The organism is Pseudoalteromonas sp. RW-H-Ap-1 (assembly GCF_048318575.1).
Taxonomy (GTDB): domain Bacteria; phylum Pseudomonadota; class Gammaproteobacteria; order Enterobacterales; family Alteromonadaceae; genus Pseudoalteromonas.
The window spans coordinates 2,531,937-2,550,747 of sequence record NZ_CP166996.1; the positions used below are offsets into that span (position 1 = coordinate 2,531,937).

The window sequence follows — 18,811 nt, forward strand, 5'->3', positions numbered from 1 at the left end:
CTAATTTTATTATTTTATCTTCTCTATTACAGTTTTTAAAGAAAATACAATGGCTTGCAGCCTAACTTGCGCCCTATCACCATTAAATACTTGTTCAAACGTCCAGTGTTTACCGTTAATTTGTAGCCCAAACCACACAAGCCCTACCGGTTTGTCCTCAGTAGCGCCACCGGGCCCTGCAATCCCTGAAATAGCAATGGCAATGTCAGCACTGGCTGCCTTGCAGGCACCTGCTGCCATCTCAATAACTGTTTGTTCGCTCACTGCGCCAAATTGCTCGAGGGTATCATGCTTCACATTGAGTAATTCTTGCTTGGCGTTATTGCTATAAGTAACAAATGCACGGTCAATATATGCTGAACTTCCGGGGGTATCGGTAAGCGAATAACTCACTCCACCACCAGTACATGATTCAGCGGTAGTGATCCATAAGCGTTTATCCGTTAAAATAGCGCCTAATTGCGCAGCAAGTGTCTTAATCTCTTGATGTAATTCCATATTCAGCCTTTGGGTAAATACATGTCGTTTGATCTTTATGCACCGCACACTATAAAACAACAAACCCCTATGATGCAGCAGTATCTAAAAATAAAATCAGAGCATCGCGATATTTTATTGTTTTATCGGATGGGGGATTTTTACGAACTCTTTTTTGATGACGCAAAACGCGCCGCGCAGTTGCTTGATATTTCACAAACACACCGTGGCAAAGCAGGGGGCGATCCTATTCCTATGGCGGGCGTGCCTTATCATGCGGTAGAAAACTACTTAGCTCGCTTAGTGCAAATGGGCGAGTCGGTGGCTATTTGTGAACAAGTGGGTGACCCTGCCACCAGCAAAGGCCCTGTTGAACGCAAAGTAGTGCGTATTGTAACCCCAGGTACTATTTCTGACGAAGCCTTACTACAAGAGCGCCAAGACAACTTACTAACCAGTGTTTGGCAAAATAAAAAAGGTCAATACGGTGTTGCGTATCTTGATATCAACTCAGGACGCTTCAATGTTGTTGAAGTTAGTACCGATGAAGCATTTAGCTCAACCCTACAACGCTTAGCGCCTGCTGAATTACTATATAATGAACACTTTGAAAACACTCATTTAATTGAACATATTAAGGGAGCGCGTCGTCGCCCTGATTGGGAGTTTGACCTTGATACCGCGCAACACTTACTGTGCGAGCAGTTTGGCACCAAAGATTTAGTCGGTTTTGGGGTCGATAAAGCACATAGCGCCTTGGTAGCGGCAGGCTGTTTAATGCAGTACGTAAAAGATACCCAACGTATTGCATTACCGCACATTCGTGCAATTACCCTTGAGCATAATGAACACGCGGTAATTTTAGATGCGCCCACCCGTAAAAACCTTGAACTTACCGTTAATTTATCAGGTGGCTTTGAAAATACCCTTGCCCAAGTGCTTGATAAAACAGCCACAGCTATGGGCTCACGATTACTTAAGCGCCGTATTCATACTCCTATTCGTAATAAAGACGAGTTAAATTCTCGTCTAAATGCCATTAGTGCTATTTTAGATGTGCAATTATGCAGTGAGCTGCATGACGCTCTCAGAGATATTGGTGATATAGAACGTGTAATTGCTCGCTTGGCATTACACACTGCTCGGCCACGTGATTTAACAAGGCTTCGTAGTGCGCTTCAAGCATTAGCACCGCTACATAACTTATTAAGCGATGCCACAGATGCGCGTATTTCTCATATTATTGCCCACTCTAAAGAGCTCCCCGAGCTTCAAGCATTACTTGAACGTGCAGTGATTGATAACCCACCGGTGTTAATTCGTGATGGCGGCGTTATTGCGCCAGGGTATAACAGCGAACTTGATGAGTGGCGTAATTTAAGCCAAGGTGCCACCGATGTGCTTGAACAGCTAGAGCAGCGCGAACGTGAACGCACAGGTATTAGTACACTTAAAATTGGCTATAACCGAGTGCATGGCTTTTTTATTGAGGTGAGCCGCGCTAACTCGCACTTAGTGCCTGCAGATTATATTCGTCGTCAAACGTTAAAAAATAATGAACGTTATATAATTCCAGAACTTAAAGAACATGAAGACAAGGTTCTCGGCAGCCAATCAAAAGCGCTGGCCCTTGAAAAACAATTATACGAACAGTTATTTGAATTTATAGCTCCGCATATTGAGCAGCTACAAATAATGGCCTCGGTCATTGCCGATTTAGATGTACTGAATAATTTAGCAGAGCGTGCCCAAACGCTAAATTATGCCAAGCCTGAGCTTTGCGATAACGATAATATCAGCATCGAACAAGGCCGCCACCCTGTAGTTGAGCAAGTAATGAAAGACCCATTTATTGCCAATCCTGTGGAGCTCAATAGCCAGCGTAAAATGTTGATAATTACTGGTCCTAACATGGGCGGTAAATCAACTTACATGCGCCAAACTGCGCTTATTGTGCTTATGGCGCACATTGGCTGTTACGTTCCTGCTGATAGCGCAAAGATTGGTAATATTGATAGAATATTTACTCGCATTGGCGCCAGTGACGACTTAGCATCTGGGCGCTCTACCTTTATGGTTGAAATGACAGAAACTGCGGCAATTTTAAATAATGCCACCGCACAATCATTGGTATTAATGGATGAAATAGGCCGAGGAACCAGTACTTACGATGGTTTATCACTGGCATACGCAACAGCTGATCATCTTGCTTCAAAAATCGCGGCTAAAACTCTGTTCGCAACCCATTACTTTGAACTCACTGAGCTTGCAGAACAAACGCCTGGGCTGGTTAATGTGCACCTAGATGCCATTGAACACAACGATACCATTGCCTTTATGCACACGGTATTAGATGGTGCCGCAAGTAAAAGTTTTGGTTTGCAAGTGGCAGCCCTGGCTGGTGTGCCTAAAGCGGTTATTGCCCAAGCTAAACAAAAGCTAACCTTGCTTGAAAATCATCAAAGTGTCACAACAGTCACCACAGAGCAACAGGTTTTACCGTTTGATAGTGAACCGCAAATAATTCAGCCTAGTGAACTTGAGCAACAAATGACCGCAATAGATCCCGATAACCTATCACCGCGTCAGGCGCATGAACTGCTTTATAAATTAAAAGCACTGCTTTAAACGCAAACAGCCCGACTAAAAAGTCGGGCTGTATTTAATTTTACTGTGTGTTTAGATTAAGCAAACTGCTCAAACAAGCTTTCGGTACTTAATCCTTCTTGCTGCAAGATATCTTTTAACCGACGTAGCGCCTCAACCTGTATTTGGCGAACTCGCTCGCGGGTCAACCCAATTTCACGGCCAACATCTTCAAGGGTTGAGGGTTCATAGCCTAGTAAACCAAACCGACGTGCAAGTACTTCGCGTTGCTTAGGGTTTAATTCACCTAACCAGTCAATAATATGCGTATTCATATCGTTGTTTTGTACTTCACCTTCGGGGCCTACATTTTTTTCGTCGGCAATTACATCTAACAATGCACTGTCATTCTCGCCACCAATAGGCATATCTACAGAAGCTATTTTTTCGTTTAGGCGAAGCATTTTTGTTACATCTTCGACCGGTCTGTCTAAGCTTTCTGCAATTTCTTCTGCGGTTGGCTCATGATCAAGCTTTTGAGTTAGCTCACGTGCTGTACGTAAATAAACGTTAAGCTCTTTAACAACATGAATAGGCAAACGAATAGTACGGGTTTGATTCATTATTGCCCGTTCAATGGTTTGTCGTATCCACCATGTGGCATAAGTAGAAAATCGAAAACCCCGTTCAGGATCAAACTTTTCAACTGCTCGGATCAGCCCTAAGTTACCTTCTTCAATTAAATCAAGTAGAGCAAGTCCACGATTGTTGTACCTACGCGCAATTTTTACAACTAAGCGTAAGTTACTTTCAATCATACGTTTTCGGGAGGCTTCGCAGCCTTTAAGCGATTTTCGTGCAAAAAACACTTCTTCTTCTGCACTTAATAGAGGGGAAAAACCAATCTCGCCTAAGTATAACTGGGTGGCATCGAGGTTTTTAGTGACTTCTTCTTTTACAAATACATCTTCATCTTCCACTTCATCAAGTAACTTCGTTGTCTCCTCTATTTTAGAGTCGTCAAACTTATCATCAGTGGGGGTTTTCTCAGCTTTTGCTACATCAGCCATAAGACTTCTCCTGAGCAAGCTATCAATAACTTTATGATTTAGGTCTGTAGTCGTTTTACAAGCTTTTGCTGTATTAGCCATGAGCCTTCTCCAGAACAGTCAATCAACACCTTCAGTTCAGGGTAGGTACTTAGCAGGGTTAACAGCTTTTCCTCGATAACGAATTTCAAAACGAAGTGCCGTTACTGAAGACTCTGAATTACCAATTTCTGCTATTTTTTGTCCCGCCTTCACTATTTGCTTTTCTTTCACAAGTAACGTTGAGTTATGTGCATAAGCACTTAGGTAATCATCATTATGTTTCAATATGATTAAATTACCGTAACCTCTTAGCGCACTACCCGCGTAAACTACCGTTCCTTTTGCAGCGGCGAGTACAGCAGTACCCTTTTTATTAGCAATCTGTAGGCCTTTGTAACCATTTTCCTTGTTAGAAAAGCGTTTTGTTATTTTACCTTTAGCAGGCCAAAACCAACTCAACTTTTTAGCTGAAGAACCTTGAGACTGACTAATTTTTTGGTTAGCTTGTTTTTGAACATACCTACGTTTTTTCGGCTTATCAAGCTCTTTCTTTAATTTTCTGTTACTTTTTTGTAAATTAGATGACTTTTTAGCGGGCTTATTTTGGTAAGTTTTTTGTGCAACCCTTGACCTACTTGGTTCTAAAAGGGATACAACCTGACCAGGAACAATAGTGTAAGGTGATGGAATTGAATTATTTTTTGCAAGTTCTCTGAAATCTTTTCCAGCACTAAAAGCAATCGAATAAAGTGTATCGCCTTTTTGTACCGTGTACTTGCCACCGTTAATATTAATCCGTGAGGGATAGTCATTAATATTATTATTTAAACTACTTACAGGAGCAGGAACATGGCGAGACGAGCATGCACAAAGCAAAACACTAATAAATAAAGCAACATAACAGCGTATTTGTTTATTCAATGTGTTTTGCCCTCTGTTTTAACATCGTTGCATTATGGCGATTATCGCAATAATACGTACGCAACAGCGATTAAAGCAACCACTGCCCAGCCAAATACTTCAATATATTGACGTAATTTTTGTTCCATTTTAACTCCACCCCACTTCATTAAAGCAGATACTAAAAAGAAACGCGCGCCACGCCCAATAGCCGAGGCAATAATAAAGGGTAAAAACGCCATTTGTAATACGCCAGCGCCAATGGTAAATACCTTATAAGGAATAGGAGAAAACCCCGCTATAAATACCACCCAAACGCCATAATCTTTAAACCATGCAAGCGCCGTATTAAATTTATCTTGCCATTGCATTTGCGCAATAAAGGGCTCTACAACCGGTTCAAACAACCAAAATCCAAGTAAATAACCCAGTACGCCGCCAAGCACAGAAGCAACCGTGGCAAAGCTTGCAAATCGCCATGCCTTACTTGGTTGCGCTAGCGACATAGGCGCTAACATTACATCAGGTGGAACTGGGAAGAAAACCGACTCGGCAAAACTCATCCCTGCTAAATAACGTTCTGCATGGCGGTGTTTAGCCCACACTAACGCCATATCGTATAACTTGGTAAACAACTTCAAAATGAATTCCTATTCAATATCACCAGGGACTAAAGGTACAAATCTTACTGGCGCAATTACATGCTCTGTAAAGTTATCGCCTTGGCGAATAACCATGGTTAATTTTTGTTCTTCCTCACCAATAGGGGCGAGTAATACGCCTCCATCAGCAAGTTGTGCGAGTAACTCGGGGGGAATGGTGGTTGCCGCAGCAGTCACGATAATGCCATCAAATGGCGCTTGTGACTGCCAGCCTTGCCAACCATCGCCATGTTTCATGGTGACATTGTACAAATCGAGCTGGTGTAATCGGCGTTTAGCTTGCCATTGCAAAGCTTTAATACGCTCTACCGAATATACCTTATCAAAGGTTTTAGCTAAAACCGCAGTTTGATAGCCCGATCCGGTGCCTATTTCTAACACCTTATGTTGCACACCGGCTAATCGCATTAGCTCGGTCATGCGCGCAACAATATAAGGCTGAGAAATAGTTTGCCCTTGTCCTATAGGTAGCGCGGTATTTTGATACGCTTTGTGTTTGAGTACATCATCAATAAAAATATGCCGAGGAATTTGCGCAATCGCTTTTAAAACCTCTTTATCTTCTACGCCATCTCGCTGTAAAAGGTCTGAAAGTGCTTGTGCACTGCGAGTATAATTAGCCAGCACGATTAATCTCCAACTCGGCTAACCACTCTCCCACGGCTTTAACACTGTCTTTGGCAGTCATATCAACGCTTAACGGGGTCACTGATGCATAGCCATTATTAACCGCATAAAAGTCAGTGCCTTCACCTGCGTCGCTTTCAAGCCCTAGCGATCCATACCAAAAAATATCGCGTCCCCATGGATCGGTTTGCTTAGTCATGGTTTCTGCTTTGTGACGAGCCCCTAAACGAGTTACCTGAACGCCTTTGAGCTCAGAGAGCGGAATATCGGGAACATTAATATTAATGATCTGATCTTTGGGCAACGGATGTGAAGCAAGCCCTTTAATAATATTTACAGTAACGGCTGCCGCTGTTTCAAAATGCTCACCATGATGAGAGCACAAAGATACCGCAATTGCTGGTAAGCCTAAATGACGGCCTTCAGTCGCCGCAGCAACTGTACCAGAGTAAAGCGTATCATCGCCTAAATTACCGCCATGATTAATACCAGCAACAACCAAATCGGGTTTTTCATCCACTAATTGATTAACACCTAAATGCACACAATCAGTGGGTGTACCGTTTACCGACATAAAACCGTTGTCGAGCGTTGTGGCACGCAGCGGATTCATTAGCGTTAGTGAATTACTAGCACCACTACAATTTCTATCTGGAGCAACCAGCGTTACCTCAGCAATTTGTGTTAATGCTTGATATAAAACAGCAATACCTTTGGCATTAACACCATCATCATTACTTAATAGAATCTTCATCTGCGGTATCCTTTTCTTTTCGCTCGCGAGGGCTGGCATCAGTATAATCGACCAGTTCGCGCAGTAAAGCCGTTGCAAAACAGCCTTTGGGTAAACCAAAGCTGAGTTTTAATGTGCGTTCATCAAGTGTTTCTATGCTTAGCTCTTGGGGTATTAAACGCAGCATTCTACGCTCGTTTTTAAGCCCTAAATCCCCTAAGCCATCACACCATGCTTGATACGGTGCCAACCATGTTTTTTCTTGTTCGGTTAAGCCTTTTTCACTTTTGCCCACCATGGGCGCCGACATCATAATATCGCCAGAGGCAAGCCGTGCAATATTTTCATCACTTATCGCATCTTCAAAAAATGCATTACTGCCACTGAGCATAAATACTTCGCGATGCATGGTTTTAGCAAGGCCATGCTCAGCCACGCGTAAACTAACAATTTGATTAAACACATGTGAACGCGCAGCAGAAATAATAATGCCCCGCAGCTTTTTATCGCGAATACGCTCACCGGCAAACATTTTTTCGGCCATCACTAGGTTGTGTCCATCACGACCAAAGCGCTGTTCACCAAAATAGTTAGGCACACCTGCGCGTACCGCGTTTATACGGCATAAAATATCAAGCGGCTCGGTTACATTGCGCAAGGTAATAGTAAATCTATTTCCTTTATGGCAACCAGTGCGCAATTTTCGCTCATGGCGCTGCTGCGATACCACAAATAAGCTTTCACTGTTCAGCTCAGTAAAATCAATATGCTTTTTAATCGGTACTTTTACGCTAAACCACTGCGAGCATACTCCATGGCGGTCTTTCATACCGGCATAGCTTACATCACGTGGCGATACACCCGCTTTTTGTGCAATCAGCTTGGCAACATATTGGGTGTTTTCACCCTTTTTAACCACTTGCAAACACACATGTTCGCCACTGCCGGTAAACTCTATACCGAGATCCTCATCAACCATAAAGTCTTCTGCGGTGGTTTTAAAGTCGGCTTTGGAAAGCGGCGCGCCATATAAATAATTTAATTCGCTCATGCGTTTTGTTTGCTCATAATGACCACGGCATGGCTTGAAATGCCTTCTTTACGCCCCTCAAAACCGAGCTTTTCGGTAGTAGTAGCTTTTACATTTACCTGTGAAAGCTCGGCATTTAAATCACTGGCAAGGTTGCCACGCATCGCTTGAATGTGCGGCAGCATTTTTGGTGCTTGTGCCACAATAGTGACATCCGCATTGCCCAATACATAACCTTGTTGCTTAGCAAGGTTCACTACATGGCGAAGTAAAATACGGCTATCAATATTTTCATATTCACTGGCCGTATCCGGAAAATGCTTACCAATATCGCCCAGCGCTAATGATCCTAAAATAGCGTCACATAAGGCATGAATAGCTACATCACCATCTGAGTGTGCTAAAAAGCCTTGTGGATAATCAATTTTTTCGCCGCAGATAGTTAAAGGCCCTTGGCCTCCAAATTTATGCACGTCAAAACCATGGCCTATTCGTATCATGTTGCACTCTCATTATTTTGTTTTTGCAGTAAAAAGCCTGCTAAATCTAAATCTTCTGGGGTGGTAATTTTAATATTATCACTACGCCCTGCTACCAGCTTTACCGGCTTATTTGCCCACTCCATTGCACTGGCTTCATCAGTAATAGTAACGCCGCCGTTAAGCGCACTTTGCAATGCCGTTTTAAGCTCGTTGTATTTAAACAGTTGCGGGGTAAGCGCTTGCCATAAATCATCACGAGGCACAGTTTGCTGCGCATGGCTTTGCCCTCGTTTTATAGTGTCTTTTACTTTGCTGGCTAAAATGCCGCCTTCATCAGCCTGCATGCACTGTGCGATTAAGCGCTCTATATCAGCAATATCGACTAAAGGTCTTGCAGCGTCGTGCACCAAAACCCAAGCAGGTGGGTTGGCAGCTAAAAACAATAAACTGTTTAACACTGAATCTGCGCGCTCTTTACCGCCAATAGCACGCACAATGCGAGGATCAGCTAGCGTAAGGTCGTCAAAGTAGGGGTCGGTTTCGCTCAGAGCCACCACTATAGAGTTTAACTGCGGTAACTGCGATAACTTAGCGAGCGTATGCTCTAGAATGGTTTTCCCTGCTAAGGAAATATATTGCTTTGGTGTTGTGTGTTGCATTCGACTGCCAACACCTGCGGCAGGAACAATAGCAGCAATAGTTTGTTTATTTGTCATGGTGTTGAGCCGGTAAAACACGAATAAAGGTTTCGTCCGGTTTAATCATTCCTAATTCGTTGCGGGCACGCTCTTCAATGCCTTCGTGGCCGAGCTTTAAATCTTCTATATCCGCTTTTAATACTTTATTACGCTTTATTAGTTTTTCGTTAGTTTGTTGATGCGATGCCACCGCATTTTTTAAACGGGTGTAGTCTTGCACCCCGTTATGACCAAACCAAAGGCGATACTGGATAAAAAGTGCTAAGCACAACAAGCCAAATTGAAAAAATCGCATTAAACACTCCTTATTTTAATTTTTAATTATCTACTTATGCTAGCGGCCGCTTAACATTGCGCCAATTAATATTGGCAGCTAGTAACATTTCCCGTAGTGACAAAACCCGTGGCGTGCTACGCTTTGAAAACTGCCACTGGTGGCCACAACACGCCGCTGCAAGGCTCGTTTTACTAGGTTTAAGCAGTTGCGCACTTTGCTGCTCAAGTCCTTGGCCTAAAAAATCAAACCAGCCAAGTTCATTACAATGCAGTTGCGTATCAGCTACTTGATCAATGCTGTCTATTCTAACCCGAATTTGACCGTGACTTTGTAATAATACCGGAATTATTAGCCCTACTTTGGCATGCGCTTGATAAAAAAGTTCATTCGCTGAAGGATTAGCCTCTGGCGGTGTTGGTTTTTGCTTTTCAAGCCAGCCTCCATTTTGCGCATCAAGCGTAAAAGGCAATGGTGCATTAGCTACACGTGTTGCGGCACGTTCAATATAATAAGGCAGACTTTTTAATTGCCTGCGTAAACGGTCACCATTAGGTTCAGCCACTAAGCGCTGAACTTCACGCTGATAAAAAGCATTGCATAATTGTGCGTAAAGCACTTTTTCTGCATCAGTTTGCCACATTTCAACTTGCTGGCTTGTGTTAAACTGCTTATTTTTAGCAACCAATCGCTGTACTCAAAAAAACATTTTAATACTGTTTTATAACACAGTAATGCACAGTTTTTAAGCACTTGTAGTAATTTAAGCGCTTGGCTTTTCACCTAATTTTGCAATACCTGATTCTAAAAATTGCACCATAGTACTGCGCTTTTTACCTATTAATAAGCTGCCATCAGATAAAAACATAAAGTTTTGCCAGTTACGTTTAAACACATCAAATGTCGTTTCGATAATATTGTCGCGTGCCATGCAAAAATACACTGTGGTATTAGCCTGCCAATCTAAGTGGTTCAAAATAGCTTCTGGAAATTGGGGTTCTTCGCTTTCCCACGCATCTTCCCAATTAATTTCTTGGCTAAAGTTTTGCTCTTGCGCGCACCAATCGGTTTTATCAAAAAAGTCTGGATGATCATGTTCACGACTCACCATGGTTGTCCACAGTACGGCGGCACGCTCGCTGGTCATTGGTTTAATATTGGCTGCATCAATATCTGAAACCGGAATATCTTTGTGGCGAAATACCCAGGCTTTTTTGTAATCATCAAGAGAAATATAATTCATAGTATTGCTGTATTCTTTGGCATAATAAAAAGCGAAGGCAAATTATACAAGATAACAGACTATGACTACAGCACTAAAACTGGGTTTATATCAACACTACAAAGGCCCACAATATAAAGTTATGCATGTGGCGACCCACAGCGAAACCAACGAGCAGTTGGTTATTTACCAAGCCTTATACGGTGAATACGGCATATGGGCACGCCCACTAAGTATGTTTACTGAAACCGTAGAAAAAGACGGTAAAACTATCGCCCGTTTTGCCTACCTTGGTGAAGCCGATTAACTATGGCATTATAACGCATAATAATTACTGCTCAGACCAGATAAAGGATAACCCGTGCAATTTAATTCTACTGATAATTACATCGCAAGCTCAGCATTAAAACAGGCCGTAAACGCCGCTATTATGCTGCAAAAACCGCTTTTAATTAAAGGCGAGCCTGGCACAGGTAAAACCATGCTGGCCGAAGAGTTAGCGAAAAGTTTAGATACTGAGCTTATTCAGTGGCATATAAAATCAACCACTAAAGCGCAGCAAGGTTTGTACGAGTACGATGCGGTATCGCGTTTGCGCGACAGCCAGCTAGGTGATGAGCGCGTTCACAATATTAGTAACTACATAGTTAAAGGTAAACTGTGGCAAGCCTTCATGTACGCTGAACTAAACGGCAAACGCCCAGTACTGCTTATTGACGAAATAGACAAAGCCGATATTGAGTTTCCAAACGATTTACTACTCGAACTCGATAAAATGGAATTTCATGTATACGAAACCGGTGAGCGCATTGTGGCTAAAGAGCGCCCTATTGTGATCATCACATCAAACAATGAAAAAGAGCTGCCTGATGCGTTTTTACGTCGCTGTTTTTTCCATTATATTGATTTTCCAAATAGCGACGAAATGCAGCAAATTATTGATGTGCACTACCCGCATGTTAAACAAGATTTAGTTCGCCAAGCGCTAGAAGTATTTTTTAACTTACGCGAAGCCAACGGACTTAAAAAGAAGCCATCCACCAGCGAGTTACTGGATTGGTTAAAACTATTAATGGCTGAAGATATAGACGCAAAAACGCTGCACGACAAAACGCAAAAAGGCGGTTTAATGCCGATGTTTGGCGCGCTGCTTAAAAACGAGCAAGACATAAGCCTAATCGAAAAACTTGCGTTTATGAGCCGTCGCTAGGGCCTGTTGACCTTTCAGGATTAAAATTTGTTCTAACTAGGGGCGATTTAATCGTGGCGCGAGGTTTGTAACCTAGTGGGCTAAGTAAAAGCCGAGCAACAAAGAGTTAATCGTCCCTAGAACGAACCTTCAGGCAGCGCGTGTTTGGTATTTATGCTGTGTTATCGCCTATTTATGGGGAATAACCACACTACATAGGCTCTGCCTTACCTAAATACCAAACACACTGCTGCAAATTTAACCTCGAAAGATAAACAGGCCCTTATATGTTAGTACAGTTTTTCTTCAAATTACGCAAATACCGCTTGCCTGTGAGCCTGCGCGAACTACTCGATTTAATTAACGCTTTAAAACAAGGCGTTATATTTGCTGATGTAGACGCGTTTTATCATTTAGCGCGCACTATTATGGTAAAAGACGAAACCCATTTTGACCGGTTCGATAAAGCCTTTAGCGATTACTTTAGCGGTATTGCCGACTTAGACCTACTCGAGAGCTTAAAACAGCAACACAACTTACCTGAAGATTGGTTGCGTAAAGAGTTTGAAAAGCACCTAAGCGATGAAGAAAAAGCCCAACTAAAAGCCATGGGCGGGCTCGACGAGCTAATGAAAACCCTAAAAGAGCGTTTAGAAGAACAGCAAAAACGCCATGCTGGCGGCAATAAGTGGGTAGGTACAGGCGGCACCTCGCCTTTTGGTGCATACGGCTATAACCCTGAGGGTGTGCGTATTGGTCAAGACGGCAACCGTAATCGCCAAGCAGTAAAAGTGTGGGATAAGCGCGAATACCGTAACCTAGATTCTGACCGTGAAATAGGCTCTCGTACCATAAAGCTGGCACTTAAAAAACTACGCAAATTTGCTCGTACTGGCGCAAGCGACACCCTTGATTTAAACGAGACTATTCGCGCGACCGCCAAGCAAGGCGGCATGCTCGATGTAAAAATGGCCCCCGAGCGCCACAACGCGGTAAAAGTATTGATGTTGTTTGATATTGGCGGTTCAATGGATGACTACATTCATACCTGTGAAGAGTTATTTAGCGCCGCCCACAGTGAGTTTAAACATTTAGAGTTTTACTACTTTCATAACTGTTTATACGAACATGTTTGGCAAGATAACCAACGCCGCCACTCAAACGTTATTGACACCATGACGCTGATCAACAAGTTCACCAGTGACTACAAAGTTATATTTGTTGGTGATGCCACTATGGGCCCGTATGAAATTGCCTATCCTGGCGGCTCAGTAGAGCATTGGAATGAAGAACCCGGCAGCGCTTGGTTGGCACGAATCACTAATCACTTTGATAAAGTCGCGTGGCTCAATCCACAACCGGTTGAGCATTGGCCGTATTATCAATCAATTGATTTTATAAAGCAGCTAATGAACAACCGCATGTTCCCGCTGAGTTTAGATGGAATAAGTAGCGCGATAAAAGAGTTGAGTTAAAAGGGATAAAATGAAAAGGAATATTTACTTAAATGAATGGGTTGCTTCTACTCTTCTCATACTTATTGGATTCATCGCAGGTATTTCAACGAATTCAATTATGGATATACTACTGAGCAAACTTAAACAGGATAGCCTAGCTAACTGGATAACCTCTATCAGTACCTTTGCAATAATGTTAGGCACTATCGCTTTAGCCTGTATAGCTTGGAAAGTAAGAAATTCTTGGATTGAAGAAAAAAATACAACTTGAGTGTTGGTTTATTAAAAGACATATCATCCTTTTATTGTATCTCTTTCGAGCTTAGAAAATCTCAAGTTCGAATTTTCGAACTATATGAAGATCTGAGATACTCAGAAAATGATGCTGATGAGGCTCACAGAATCGCCTATGAAAAAGGCTTATCTGATGAGTCTTTGCAGCAAGAACTTTTGAAAATAAAGTCATTAAGCAAAACGAAGTATCATGATTATTTAGAAGCACGTCGCCTGTATGAAAACTTAGAAAAAGAGCAAGTAAAATACAAAAATACAGCATTAGTTCGCTCATCTTTAGTTAACTGGGGCAACGAAGCTGTAGAGCTTATAAAAAGCATAGAGGAAAATACCGTAGCGTTTTACGAAACTATTTCACCAAAGTATAAGCTTTTATCAAAAAGAGCAGCTGAAAATGATGAAGGTATTTTGGACTTACCTAAACTAGAGGAATCGAAACTTTTTATAAAATACGAAGGAAAAAATACATTTAGTGACATTGATGGTGACGACTAACTTTTCCGTATTCGTCCTTCATTTTACATTGCCACTTGATGCTATTAACGAATAATAAAGGATAGAAATGTGCAAATCTGATAAAGCGATTCTATTAGGGATTAGCTTAGTATTTATTGCAGGTATAATTGTAGGGCAAACCTTTTCTTTTGAAATAAAACTCAGTGACTTAATTGCAACCTTAGTTGCAATCATCACATTTTATTATGCTTTTCAAGGATTACAGCACAATAAGAGGATATATCAAAACGCTATAAAACCTGTAATTGAAAGGTTTATTAGCGTAGACAATGAAAAGTATGTTTATAACTTCCAACTAAAGAACTACGGTACAGGATCAGCTATAAATCTGAAATATAAGATACTATCAGATGCCGGTGAATTATCTCATAAAGATCTCCAACAGAAACTACTCTTATTTGGAGATATGGAGCTGGAAATAGGAGCGGAATTAGGTATTTCGCCTAATTCATCATTAAATATAATCACTATGAAGATGAACAATGAAGCTAGTTTCACGGAAGTAATAAAATACCTTGGTACAATTGAACTTCATGTTAACTTTTCATCAATTCAAGATGATGTTCAAGATAAGGTTTTTTCACTCACTCCCTGAAACTAAGTTTAAATAATCCCTTACTCTTCTTGTTGTGATTCAATAAAAAACAAGTAACACATACATATTAATTATTAAATCTCTACAACTCAGCTATACGATTTAAAGTTTCAGGGTGACGCTGCACTAGCTTTAATAATGTAACAGCTTGACCATTGGGTGCGCTGCGCCCTTGTTCCCAGTTTTCAAGCGTTCTTGCTGATGTATGTAGGATGTTAGCAAACACACCACGCGACATATTAAATGTTTTTCGAATATTTACTATTTCATCGGGTGAGATAGCAAGATCGTTAATATCATTTACCGTATGAGTACGTAACGTAAGCTTTTCTTGTGAATGCGCTTTGGCATCATCAAGTGCTGTAGTTAATTCTGAAAATAAATCACGTTTGCTCATTACGCCATACCTCTAAGAATTCTTTTAATTGCTTTTTCTGATCTGCTGTTAAATCGGTTACTTCGTTTTTACTGTAAATAGTGAGTAGATAAAAACGTCTTTTTTCGTCCAAGTAATAATATATAACTCTTGAACCGCCACGCTTACCTTTTCCTTTACTCGCAACTCGTACTTTACGTAAGCCGCCTGTTCCTTGAATCACATCGCCCTGTTTTGGGTTAACCATGAGATCTGCTTGAAATAAACGATACTCGTCATCACTCAAGTACAGCTCTCGGTACTTTTCGAATATGCTTGATTCAACAAATAGGCTTTTCATACGCCAAAGTATACGCAGATAGCGTATAAATTCCAATTAAATATTTTAAACGAGTGGCGGCAGGTATCTCTTGCTTTAGCTAAAGCGCTTTACTCATAAACAAGCTGTACGGATCTAGCTCATAATTTCCAAACGGTTCACACTCTTTAAAACCAAATTGGGCGTAGAGCTTTTGTGCAGACAAAAATGCCTCTGCTGTTCCAGTTTCTAAACTTAGCTTTTTGTAACCTCGCAGTGTTGCCTGCTCAATAATATGCGTAAGTAGCTTAGCCGCTATGCCTTGGCGTAAATAGTTACTTGATGTACGCATTGATTTAATTTCGCCATGAGTTGTATTGAGCGCTTTTAATGCACCAACACCAGCTAAATTACAATCAATCCATAAGCTATAAAAGGTTATCTCGGGCTGAGTGAGTTTACTCACATCAAGTGCATGTACGCTCTCAACAGGTGAGTGATTTAGCATATCGTTATGATGCGTTTGTAATAGTTTTATAACGTGTGGGTTTGAAAGCTCGCCTGTTCTTATTTCCATTTACAGCTCATTTTTTTGTGTATTAATATTTAATATAAAGCGCTAATAACTTTATATTTAACTCATCATCAGTAAAAGCGATAACACTACCGAGTGGTTTCGAGTGTTCTAAGTCCCCTATTCGCATTTCAAACCTTTGATTATCAAAGCTATCAATAAAAATATGTACTTCTTTATCCTCATCATAAAATGATGCGAAGTTGTTTGTAATGAGCATATTGAATATCATAGTTTCCACCTTATAGATTAAACATAAAATAATGTTCCCCTAGGACAATTTAAAGTTACAAGGTTTATAACGAAGGGGTGCTATAAATTTTAAAATATTGATAAAAAATATTCTTTCTCGAAACTCCTTTAAGTGAAGAAACAAGAGGAAATAAGAATTCCTTGCTATCTAGTATTTCTATTTTCCATTTAGCATCGCCAATAAAATTAAAATTTAACGTGTTCGAGTTTTGAATATTATAATTTCTAAAAGATCCCGTTGAATACATGCTTCCAATAGTAGCTGAATCAACAACATCAAGGTGTTTATTTAAAAGGTGAATATGAAGCAGATCCTCGTAAGGAGTGTCATCCGTTATAAAGACAAGGTATTTACAACCTGCTTTAATACAAAGTTCCAAATAAGTACCATCAACAACTTTATCTGTTTGCGTATTATTTAAAAAGATACAGCTCTGTTCTGGAGACTTAGGGATTGTCTTAAATACTTGGCTTTCAAGTATGATCATCTTTTTCACCTAGCTATTACTTTTGACAGGCTAATTCTCGCCCACCGCAGGCTATCGTGGCCCACACTAGTCGACATTTATGCAGAGGTTGTTTGATTTGTATCTTTCACCTCGAACCTTGAACCTTGAACCTTGAATATAAAATCACACCATCTTCCAAACCACAAACGCCACAGCAAAGCCAACCAAGTACACTAAACCTAACCACGTTAAGCTACGCAAAAGTAGACTGTGTTTAATCGCGGGCTCTGAGCGCACTAGGCTGAAGTTAAGCCATGCAAAAACCGGTGTGGTTACAAAAGCAAGTGTCATTGCAAAGGTAAGCATAGGGCCAAGGGCTGATTTAAAAAATAAAATAACCGCCATACCGGCCAATGCTTGCAGTATAAGCCACGTATTTAAGCTGTGTTTAGATTGCTTAAAACCAAGTAATTTGTGTGATTCGTTAAGTGTGCGGGCGTAACCGTCAAGTACGGTGAGTGTGGTGCCAAACATACACAAAAACGCGATGGCTGATACCAAAGGCCTTGCCCACTCGCCTATTGTTGATGCGTACATATCAATCAGCTGTTTAGCAAACGCTACACCACCGAGCTCTATATTACTGTTTTGCCCATATTGCACTAACGCACCTAAACTAAAAAATACCAGCGCAAGCCCGGCGGTTAACCAATAACCTAGATTAAAATCGAATAAGCCTTGGTTTTTAGTCACACTTTGCTGAGCTTGTTTTTCTTTAAGCCACAACGAGCTCAGTGCCGATATTTCAATAGGCGCTGGCATCCAGCCCATTAAGGCAACCATAAAGCCTAACATGGCAAGTTCATACGGTGAGGGACCAACATAGTTTACAGGCGCTACAGGGCCGTTATTTATAGCAATAATTAATGCTGTTATGGTTGCTATAGTAAGTAGCCCCATAATAGCTTTTGCAACATTATCGAGTGCTTTAAAATGCCCCAGTAATAATATAATTAAACACACGGCCAATATTACCCAACACAATAAGGTAACAGGAATGCTAATAGGTAATGCGTAGTGTAATAAGCTCGCCGTAAGCAACAATACACCTGCGGTATTTACCACAGCGGCAATAATATTGAGGGCAATAAAGCTGTAAAAATAGCCAGGGCCTTGGTTTTTATACCCTTCTACTAAACTGTTTTTGGTGGCGAGTGTGTATTCCATACCAAAGCGAAAAAACGGGTACTTTAAAACGTTAACCACCACAATAAGCCAAAATAGCTGCCAGCCAAATAATGCGCCTGCTTGAGTAGAGGCCACCAAGTGTGAGCCACCAATGGCAGCGGTTGCCATTAAAATACCTGGGCCGAGCGCCCCTAACCGAGACTTCCATGTGTTTTGTGTGTACTGCATTAACTTCTCAAATTTGGTGTGTTATGTGCTTTTATTATTAATTTTTATCATTAATAAACTGTGTGAATGCATAACTTACCTAATTTACAGGCAATAAAAAAGAGCCCTTAGGCTCTTTTTAAAATAACACGCTGTTAGTTATTAATTTAAATCCATCTCTTGGATGATTTCATGTGCTATTTCTGGTGTGGTACTTACAGGCTTTTCATGTAAGTTCGCTTTTATTTGCCCTTTACGATGCTTTAGTGCGGCATCGAGTTTTTTAGCTGCGCTGGAAATAGCAGGATACATAACTTCGTTTTCCCCTTTTACCGATATACGCGCACCTTCATAATTTGTGCTAATTTCTGCTTGGAACTTATGATGCTCTTTTGAAAGAATAATATCTAGAGATATCAATGATGGAAAATGGCTCGCGACTTTTGAGAACTTTTCGTTAATGTGTTCTTTAATAGAATCAGTAACGTCAACATGGTGACCAGAAAGATTAATTTTCATAGGGTATCCTTTTATTTGTTACCTCATAGTTAGTATTGGGGGCTAAACGAATTAACACAAGAGAAAAAATGAAAATTACGCAATTATTTATTACCCCACCTGATTTAGATCATTC

The 18,811-nt window shown here is 41.0% G+C and carries 25 protein-coding genes; 7 read left to right on the top strand and 18 right to left on the bottom strand.

From position 1 onward, the window contains the following. Positions 1-9 precede the first annotated feature (9 nt). Positions 10-498, bottom strand: coding sequence for a CinA family protein (locus AB8618_RS12140; RefSeq protein WP_413400670.1), 489 nt, complete (start codon positions 496-498; stop codon positions 10-12). A gap of 21 nt (positions 499-519) precedes the next feature. Between AB8618_RS12140 and mutS the strand changes: the two genes are divergently transcribed. After that, on the top strand, positions 520-3,105 hold the full coding sequence (gene mutS / locus AB8618_RS12145; RefSeq protein ID WP_413400671.1) for a DNA mismatch repair protein MutS: 2,586 nt from the start codon (positions 520-522) through the stop codon (positions 3,103-3,105). 56 nt (positions 3,106-3,161) lie between these two features. Here the strand turns inward: mutS and rpoS are convergent, their stop codons facing one another. From rpoS to AB8618_RS12200, 11 genes are all read right to left on the bottom strand, one after another. Then, positions 3,162-4,133: an RNA polymerase sigma factor RpoS gene (gene rpoS / locus AB8618_RS12150; RefSeq protein WP_109874229.1), complete on the bottom strand. Its 972-nt coding sequence runs from the start codon at positions 4,131-4,133 to the stop codon at positions 3,162-3,164. Positions 4,134-4,250: 117 nt separating this feature from the next. Further along, positions 4,251-5,075 (bottom strand): peptidoglycan DD-metalloendopeptidase family protein, encoded by an 825-nt coding sequence (locus AB8618_RS12155; RefSeq protein WP_178956469.1) that lies wholly within the window; start codon positions 5,073-5,075, stop codon positions 4,251-4,253. Between the two features lie 41 nt (positions 5,076-5,116). Then, positions 5,117-5,695 (bottom strand): YqaA family protein, encoded by a 579-nt coding sequence (locus tag AB8618_RS12160; protein WP_418157308.1) that lies wholly within the window; start codon positions 5,693-5,695, stop codon positions 5,117-5,119. Positions 5,696-5,704: 9 nt separating this feature from the next. After that, on the bottom strand, positions 5,705-6,343 hold the full coding sequence (locus AB8618_RS12165; RefSeq protein ID WP_138609357.1) for a protein-L-isoaspartate(D-aspartate) O-methyltransferase: 639 nt from the start codon (positions 6,341-6,343) through the stop codon (positions 5,705-5,707). Beyond that, positions 6,333-7,097 (bottom strand): 5'/3'-nucleotidase SurE, encoded by a 765-nt coding sequence (gene surE / locus AB8618_RS12170; RefSeq protein WP_198523586.1) that lies wholly within the window; start codon positions 7,095-7,097, stop codon positions 6,333-6,335. The genes AB8618_RS12165 and surE overlap by 11 nt, the downstream gene beginning before the upstream one ends. Continuing rightward, on the bottom strand, positions 7,078-8,127 hold the full coding sequence (gene truD, locus AB8618_RS12175) for a tRNA pseudouridine(13) synthase TruD (protein ID WP_413400672.1): 1,050 nt from the start codon (positions 8,125-8,127) through the stop codon (positions 7,078-7,080). Before truD ends, surE begins: the two co-directional genes overlap by 20 nt. Next, positions 8,124-8,606: a 2-C-methyl-D-erythritol 2,4-cyclodiphosphate synthase gene (gene ispF / locus AB8618_RS12180; RefSeq protein WP_008464226.1), complete on the bottom strand. Its 483-nt coding sequence runs from the start codon at positions 8,604-8,606 to the stop codon at positions 8,124-8,126. The genes truD and ispF overlap by 4 nt, the downstream gene beginning before the upstream one ends. Beyond that, positions 8,603-9,304: a 2-C-methyl-D-erythritol 4-phosphate cytidylyltransferase gene (ispD, locus tag AB8618_RS12185; protein ID WP_413400673.1), complete on the bottom strand. Its 702-nt coding sequence runs from the start codon at positions 9,302-9,304 to the stop codon at positions 8,603-8,605. The genes ispF and ispD overlap by 4 nt, the downstream gene beginning before the upstream one ends. Beyond that, positions 9,294-9,581 carry a cell division protein FtsB gene (ftsB, locus tag AB8618_RS12190; RefSeq protein ID WP_008110330.1) on the bottom strand — a complete coding sequence of 96 codons (288 nt, stop codon included), beginning with the start codon at positions 9,579-9,581 and terminating at the stop codon, positions 9,294-9,296. Before ftsB ends, ispD begins: the two co-directional genes overlap by 11 nt. A 34-nt stretch (positions 9,582-9,615) precedes the next feature. After that, entirely contained in the window at positions 9,616-10,248 is a 633-nt protein-coding gene (locus AB8618_RS12195) for a hypothetical protein (protein WP_178956472.1), read from the bottom strand. A 75-nt stretch (positions 10,249-10,323) separates the two neighbouring features. Beyond that, the gene (locus AB8618_RS12200; protein ID WP_178956473.1) at positions 10,324-10,803 is read right to left on the bottom strand and encodes a DUF2947 domain-containing protein; all 480 of its coding nucleotides are present in this window, start codon (positions 10,801-10,803) and stop codon (positions 10,324-10,326) included. Between the two features lie 61 nt (positions 10,804-10,864). On the opposite strand from AB8618_RS12200, the gene AB8618_RS12205 reads away from it, so the two are divergent. The 6 genes from AB8618_RS12205 to AB8618_RS12230 all read left to right on the top strand — a co-directional run bounded on the left by AB8618_RS12205 (position 10,865) and on the right by AB8618_RS12230 (position 14,833). Beyond that, entirely contained in the window at positions 10,865-11,089 is a 225-nt protein-coding gene (locus AB8618_RS12205) for a DUF1653 domain-containing protein (RefSeq protein WP_008110327.1), read from the top strand. Between the two features lie 54 nt (positions 11,090-11,143). After that, on the top strand, positions 11,144-11,992 hold the full coding sequence (locus AB8618_RS12210; protein ID WP_413400674.1) for an AAA family ATPase: 849 nt from the start codon (positions 11,144-11,146) through the stop codon (positions 11,990-11,992). A 266-nt stretch (positions 11,993-12,258) separates the two neighbouring features. Next, a complete protein-coding gene (locus AB8618_RS12215) occupies positions 12,259-13,446 on the top strand; it encodes a vWA domain-containing protein (RefSeq protein WP_413400675.1) in 1,188 nt (395 codons plus the stop codon). A gap of 100 nt (positions 13,447-13,546) precedes the next feature. Next, the gene (locus tag AB8618_RS12220) at positions 13,547-13,699 is read left to right on the top strand and encodes a hypothetical protein (protein ID WP_409423744.1); all 153 of its coding nucleotides are present in this window, start codon (positions 13,547-13,549) and stop codon (positions 13,697-13,699) included. Then, positions 13,696-14,217: a hypothetical protein gene (locus AB8618_RS12225; RefSeq protein WP_409423745.1), complete on the top strand. Its 522-nt coding sequence runs from the start codon at positions 13,696-13,698 to the stop codon at positions 14,215-14,217. Before AB8618_RS12220 ends, AB8618_RS12225 begins: the two co-directional genes overlap by 4 nt. A gap of 67 nt (positions 14,218-14,284) precedes the next feature. After that, complete coding sequence (locus AB8618_RS12230) at positions 14,285-14,833, top strand: hypothetical protein (protein WP_409423746.1); 549 nt, start codon at positions 14,285-14,287, stop codon at positions 14,831-14,833. Positions 14,834-14,915: 82 nt separating this feature from the next. Here the strand turns inward: AB8618_RS12230 and AB8618_RS12235 are convergent, their stop codons facing one another. From AB8618_RS12235 to hpf, 6 genes are all read right to left on the bottom strand, one after another. Then, entirely contained in the window at positions 14,916-15,230 is a 315-nt protein-coding gene (locus tag AB8618_RS12235) for a helix-turn-helix domain-containing protein (RefSeq protein ID WP_413400677.1), read from the bottom strand. Then, a complete protein-coding gene (locus tag AB8618_RS12240) occupies positions 15,217-15,549 on the bottom strand; it encodes a type II toxin-antitoxin system RelE/ParE family toxin (protein ID WP_413400679.1) in 333 nt (110 codons plus the stop codon). The genes AB8618_RS12235 and AB8618_RS12240 overlap by 14 nt, the downstream gene beginning before the upstream one ends. Positions 15,550-15,628: 79 nt before the next feature. Further along, complete coding sequence (locus tag AB8618_RS12245) at positions 15,629-16,084, bottom strand: GNAT family N-acetyltransferase (RefSeq protein WP_413400680.1); 456 nt, start codon at positions 16,082-16,084, stop codon at positions 15,629-15,631. A gap of 293 nt (positions 16,085-16,377) precedes the next feature. Beyond that, positions 16,378-16,821, bottom strand: a complete 444-nt coding sequence (locus AB8618_RS12250) for a hypothetical protein (protein WP_409423748.1) — start codon at positions 16,819-16,821, stop codon at positions 16,378-16,380. A 144-nt stretch (positions 16,822-16,965) separates the two neighbouring features. Beyond that, entirely contained in the window at positions 16,966-18,198 is a 1,233-nt protein-coding gene (locus AB8618_RS12255) for an NRAMP family divalent metal transporter (protein ID WP_413400682.1), read from the bottom strand. Between the two features lie 141 nt (positions 18,199-18,339). Continuing rightward, a complete protein-coding gene (gene hpf / locus AB8618_RS12260; RefSeq protein WP_013465684.1) occupies positions 18,340-18,696 on the bottom strand; it encodes a ribosome hibernation-promoting factor, HPF/YfiA family in 357 nt (118 codons plus the stop codon). Positions 18,697-18,811 lie beyond the last annotated feature (115 nt).

Bases quoted from the DNA above. Each gene is read 5' to 3' on its own strand.
- ispF (WP_008464226.1), bottom strand. From the start codon at position 8,606: ATGATACGAATAGGCCATGGTTTTGACGTGCATAAATTTGGAGGCCAA.
- AB8618_RS12250 (WP_409423748.1), bottom strand. From the start codon at position 16,821: ATGATCATACTTGAAAGCCAAGTATTTAAGACAATCCCTAAGTCTCCA.
- hpf (WP_013465684.1), bottom strand. From the start codon at position 18,696: ATGAAAATTAATCTTTCTGGTCACCATGTTGACGTTACTGATTCTATT.
- AB8618_RS12235 (WP_413400677.1), bottom strand. From the start codon at position 15,230: ATGAGCAAACGTGATTTATTTTCAGAATTAACTACAGCACTTGATGAT.
- AB8618_RS12200 (WP_178956473.1), bottom strand. From the start codon at position 10,803: ATGAATTATATTTCTCTTGATGATTACAAAAAAGCCTGGGTATTTCGC.
- AB8618_RS12205 (WP_008110327.1), top strand. From the start codon at position 10,865: ATGACTACAGCACTAAAACTGGGTTTATATCAACACTACAAAGGCCCA.
- AB8618_RS12140 (WP_413400670.1), bottom strand. From the start codon at position 498: ATGGAATTACATCAAGAGATTAAGACACTTGCTGCGCAATTAGGCGCT.
- surE (WP_198523586.1), bottom strand. From the start codon at position 7,097: ATGAAGATTCTATTAAGTAATGATGATGGTGTTAATGCCAAAGGTATT.
- AB8618_RS12245 (WP_413400680.1), bottom strand. From the start codon at position 16,084: ATGGAAATAAGAACAGGCGAGCTTTCAAACCCACACGTTATAAAACTA.
- AB8618_RS12215 (WP_413400675.1), top strand. From the start codon at position 12,259: ATGTTAGTACAGTTTTTCTTCAAATTACGCAAATACCGCTTGCCTGTG.
- AB8618_RS12240 (WP_413400679.1), bottom strand. From the start codon at position 15,549: ATGAAAAGCCTATTTGTTGAATCAAGCATATTCGAAAAGTACCGAGAG.
- rpoS (WP_109874229.1), bottom strand. From the start codon at position 4,133: ATGGCTGATGTAGCAAAAGCTGAGAAAACCCCCACTGATGATAAGTTT.
- mutS (WP_413400671.1), top strand. From the start codon at position 520: ATGTCGTTTGATCTTTATGCACCGCACACTATAAAACAACAAACCCCT.
- AB8618_RS12255 (WP_413400682.1), bottom strand. From the start codon at position 18,198: ATGCAGTACACACAAAACACATGGAAGTCTCGGTTAGGGGCGCTCGGC.
- ftsB (WP_008110330.1), bottom strand. From the start codon at position 9,581: ATGCGATTTTTTCAATTTGGCTTGTTGTGCTTAGCACTTTTTATCCAG.
- ispD (WP_413400673.1), bottom strand. From the start codon at position 9,304: ATGACAAATAAACAAACTATTGCTGCTATTGTTCCTGCCGCAGGTGTT.
- AB8618_RS12220 (WP_409423744.1), top strand. From the start codon at position 13,547: ATGGATATACTACTGAGCAAACTTAAACAGGATAGCCTAGCTAACTGG.
- truD (WP_413400672.1), bottom strand. From the start codon at position 8,127: ATGAGCGAATTAAATTATTTATATGGCGCGCCGCTTTCCAAAGCCGAC.
- AB8618_RS12230 (WP_409423746.1), top strand. From the start codon at position 14,285: ATGTGCAAATCTGATAAAGCGATTCTATTAGGGATTAGCTTAGTATTT.